2 protein-coding genes and 1 pseudogene are annotated in these 4,011 nt (G+C 71.5%); 1 reads left to right on the top strand and 2 read right to left on the bottom strand.

The features are described 5' to 3' along the window. Positions 1-1,013, top strand: a pseudogene (locus E8A12_RS18355) (DUF3471 domain-containing protein); the annotation flags it as partial. A gap of 135 nt (positions 1,014-1,148) precedes the next feature. Here E8A12_RS18355 and E8A12_RS18350 read toward each other — a convergent pair. Both E8A12_RS18350 and E8A12_RS18345 read right to left on the bottom strand, forming a co-directional pair. Beyond that, on the bottom strand, positions 1,149-3,215 hold the full coding sequence (locus E8A12_RS18350; RefSeq protein ID WP_293371503.1) for an alpha/beta hydrolase domain-containing protein: 2,067 nt from the start codon (positions 3,213-3,215) through the stop codon (positions 1,149-1,151). A gap of 58 nt (positions 3,216-3,273) precedes the next feature. Continuing rightward, positions 3,274-4,011 (bottom strand): FAD-dependent oxidoreductase (locus E8A12_RS18345; protein WP_293371501.1); only part of this gene is annotated, 738 nt, incomplete at its 5' end.

Here is a 4,011-nt window from a genome sequence, read left to right as displayed (position 1 = left end):
AACGCCGCGGCGGCGGCCCCGTCTCCGCCGCGGCACGCGCCGTCATCGGCGACTGGATCGCGACGTTTCCCACCGGCGGCAGCCGGTTCGCCCTGCACATCCGCGCCGACGAGCACGGCGGGCTGGCGGCGAGCATGGACACCCCCGACTACGGCTTCTTCGGCCTGGCCGCCGACGACGTCACGGTCGAGGGCGAGCGGCTGTCCTTCACCCTCCTGGCGCCCATGGTGATCGGCTACACTCAGGGCTTCTACGAGGCCCGCTACGACGCCGAACGGGACAGCTGGATCGGCGAATGGCTGGCCCACGGCATGACCACCGCGCTCAACTTCGTCCGCGGCGCCTTTCCGCCGGCGCCGCGGTTCGAGGGCCTGGACGGCTTCTGGGACGGCCGGCTGGAGACCAAAGAGGGCCTGATCCGCCTGATCTTCCGCCTCAAATCCAGCGTCCACGGCACCTACGCCTGGCTGGACAGCCCCGACCGCAACCAGCTGGGCCGGCCCGCGACCTCCGTGAACCGCGAGGGCCGCCAGGTCACCATCACGATGCACACCGTCTCGGTGACCGGCGAACTCAGCGACGACGGCCGGTGGATCGAGGGCCGCTTCATCAAGGGTGATAGCTCGCTCCCGCTCACCCTGATCCATCGCCCGCCCGGCGCGGCGGCGCCCCTACCGCTGCGGGCCCCGGCCATCGATCTGCCGCCGGAGGCCCTCGCCGCTTTCGCCGGCCGCTACCAGGGCGACGGCGGCGGCCCGGTGATGACCATCAGCGTCGGGGACGGCCGCCTGAAGGCCCGGTTCCTCGGCGGAATCCCGCGCGGCGCCGACGGCGTCCCACGCGCCCAAATCCCCAGCGGCCCCGAACTGGATCTCCTGCCCGCCTCGCCGACCAAGTTCTTCCATCGGGATCTGGACGCCTCGATGGAGTTCGATCTCGACGGCCAGGGGCGCGGAACCGGCTTCGTCCTGCGCCAAGTCGGCAGCGAAGTACGCGCGAAGCGGGTGGATTAGGGGCCCGCCAAAAAAACCCTCTCCCCCTTTTGGGGAGAGGGTTGGGCGTGGGCGCGCCGGCTCTGAGCGTCAGGGGCCGGACCCCGCGTCACAGCATGCACCCCACCCCTGGCCCTCCCCGCAAAGGGAGGGGAACTACGACCCGAACAGGTACTCGCAACTCTGGTCCGCCGGGTTGTGGGCCATGACCCGGTCGTAGAGCCCGACGTTCTCCGCCACCGCGCGATCCACATCCTCCGGCAACAGGAAGCCCGCCTTCACCTGTGCGGCGGCGGCTGCTTTCACCTTGGCCACATAGGCCTCGCGGGTGGGGTAGCGCGCCGCCAGGCTGGGGCGCGGGTCGTGCGCCGCCTTCCGTTCCGCCTCGGTCCGGGCGAACGGTGCGAAGCTGCCGTCGAACCGCGCCGTCGCCCAGGGGAAGCCGGTCTCGGGCGAACGCAGGTTCCAGCCGGTGTGGGTGCCGAGCGGGACCTCCATCTCGATCATCCGCACCCCGCCGCGGTCGTTGCCGTCGGCGTCGGGCGCCGGCACGCGGCTCACGTAGTCCGGGCCCTTGAGCGGCGGGATGCGGTCGGCGATCCCCTGGCTTTCGAACCGCGGGCCGAAATCCAGCCGCTGTTCGTGCAGGTTGTCGGTCGGCGGCGTCAGCCCGACGCCCTTCGGGAAGGCCGCGTCATAGGCCGCCACGCTGAGCAGCCCGCCATTGGCGATCTGCGGATAGGCGCTGGGCGGCGGTTCGGCGCCCGTCGCGGTCCACCTGTCCAGCGCCAGGATCAGCGCCCGCATCGGCAGGTAGTGGTCGGTCGTCGACACGCAGCTCAGGTATGGCGCCCGTACGTGGCTGCGTCCCACATAGTGCTGCGAGCCCATGAAGGCGTAGAGCCGCACCCCAGCCGCTGGCGCCACGTCGTGCCCCCCGTCCGGCGTCGTGCCGATCAGCGAGGCGTCGCGGTTCCAGAACTCCGTCGAGGTGTTGGCGAACATCACCTTCGGCGTCTGGCCCTTGGCGTCGGCGGCGTGGTCGAGCAGTGACGCCGTTTGTCCGGTCACTGGGTCCTTCGAGGGCGCCGTGGTGAACGGGAAGGCGTCGGACGGATGGTCGTGCTCCTGCAGCATCGATGGGTGCCGCGTCGGCTGAACGAAACGGCTGTTGAACCCGCCCGAGCCGCCGCCGCCCGGCACTTCCAGATAGGCGCCCTGGAACGCCAGTCGCCCGGTCTCGTCCACGTCCAGCCCGTCGTGCAGCATCCGCCCGATCAGCCGCCCCGATTGGCTGATGCCGTAGATCAGCTCCTGCTTCGGCGCGGGCGCCCCTTCGAAGGGATGGTCGCGGAACCAGGCCAGGAGGTCGCGGATTCCCGCCAAGCCCGCCGCCGTCACCTTCGGGTCCTTGGCGACGTAGGTCAGCTCGTAGATCACGCCGGGGCTGAAGCCGCCGTCCAGCCGCACGCGGCCTGGGCCGCCCGGCTGCGCCGGGGCCACGAACCGCCACGACGCCCGCGCCAGCGGGATCCGCGGATCGTCGGGCCGGGCCCGTATCGTCAGCACCGCCTTCGGATCGTCCGGCGTCGCCGGCTCGTAGGTCAGGCCCGACATGCCGGCGTAGACCGCGACCTCAGCCGGCGCATCGACGGTGAACTCGTTCTCCACCGGCCCCGTGATCGCCGCCCCGCCCGGCCCCCTGGCGATCGGCGTGCCCAGGACCAGCGGTTTCGCCCCCGCCGGCGGCGGCGCCACGTCCCAGGTCCAGGCGGAGAACAGCAGTGAAAAGCCGTGCCGCATCAGGAAGCCGTCGCCGGCGTCGGCCGCCGTGGTTGGGTCGTTGAGCGCCGGGCTGCGCCCGTTCACCTGCCCCAGGATGCCGATGTTGCCGCGGTTGTTGACGTCATAGAGCAGGGTCGAGCCCTCGGCCTTCACCGGCCGCAACAGGATGAAGGGGCTGTCGAACACCACCAGGCCGCGCGCGTCGCGCGGCGCCAGCTTCAGGTCGACGATGCGCGCGTTGGCCGGCGCATTGGGGTCCAGCGCGAAATGGGCGACGCCGCGGATCTTCTCGTAGGCGCCCACAGTCGCGAAGCTCATGCCGCCGGCGAATGGCGTCCGCTCGGTGACCTCGACCCGTTCCACCGCCGCGCGCGCCGGCAATGCGGCGCCCACGCAGGCCGCCAACACCATCGTCGCCGTCCGAAGAGCTCGCCTCATGAATTCCCTCATCAGTTCGCGCAGCATGTGACCTGCTCCGCCAGCGCCACGCAACGGCTCAGCGGTCGGGCGCGAACACCGACAGGTCGCAGAAGCCCGGCTCTCCCAGCATCTGGCGCACCACCGCGTCACCCAGCCCCAGTGAATGCTTGAACCCGTGGCCGGAGCAGGCCGAGACCACCGTCACGCCCGGCACGGTCGCGTGCGGCCCGATCAGGAAGCGGCCCTGATGGCCATCCGCCTCGGTGCGTCCGTTCCAGGTGTAGAGACAGGCCGCAGCATCAATCTGCTGGCCGGATACGCCGAGCAGGCGCCCGCGCACATGATCCTCGAACATCGCCGCGCTTTCGGCCTCGGACACCGTCCAGTCCACCGCCTCCGGCGCGCTGGCCATGGCGTACTGTTCGGTCGCCACCTTCACCCCGCGCCGGCCGCCGTCCAGGACCGGGAAGCCATAGAAGACGTCGCCCTCTCCCGGCCCGTGGAACCACAGGAAAACCGGCCCCGCGCCGCCCGCCCATGGCCCGTCCGTCTCGATGGCGAACCAATGCAGCACCTGGCGCAGCACCCGCACCTCGCGGCGGAACGGCTCGCCCACGAAGTCCGGCGTCCAGGCGCCCATGGCCGCCACGACCTGGGCCGCGCGATAGGCGCCCGCATCCGTCGTCACGTCCACGCCGCCGCCCGGAATGGCCGCAAGGCCCAGCACCGTCTCGCCGAACCTCAACCGGCCGGGCGCGACGCCGGCCAGCTGCACTTCGATGCACCGCTCCGGACGCAGGAAACCCGCGCGGGC

The organism is Phenylobacterium sp. (assembly GCF_004799395.1).
Classification (GTDB): domain Bacteria; phylum Pseudomonadota; class Alphaproteobacteria; order Caulobacterales; family Caulobacteraceae; genus Phenylobacterium.
The sequence above is the reverse complement of the archived record's forward strand: the minus strand, read 5'-3'. Positions and strand labels throughout refer to the sequence as shown.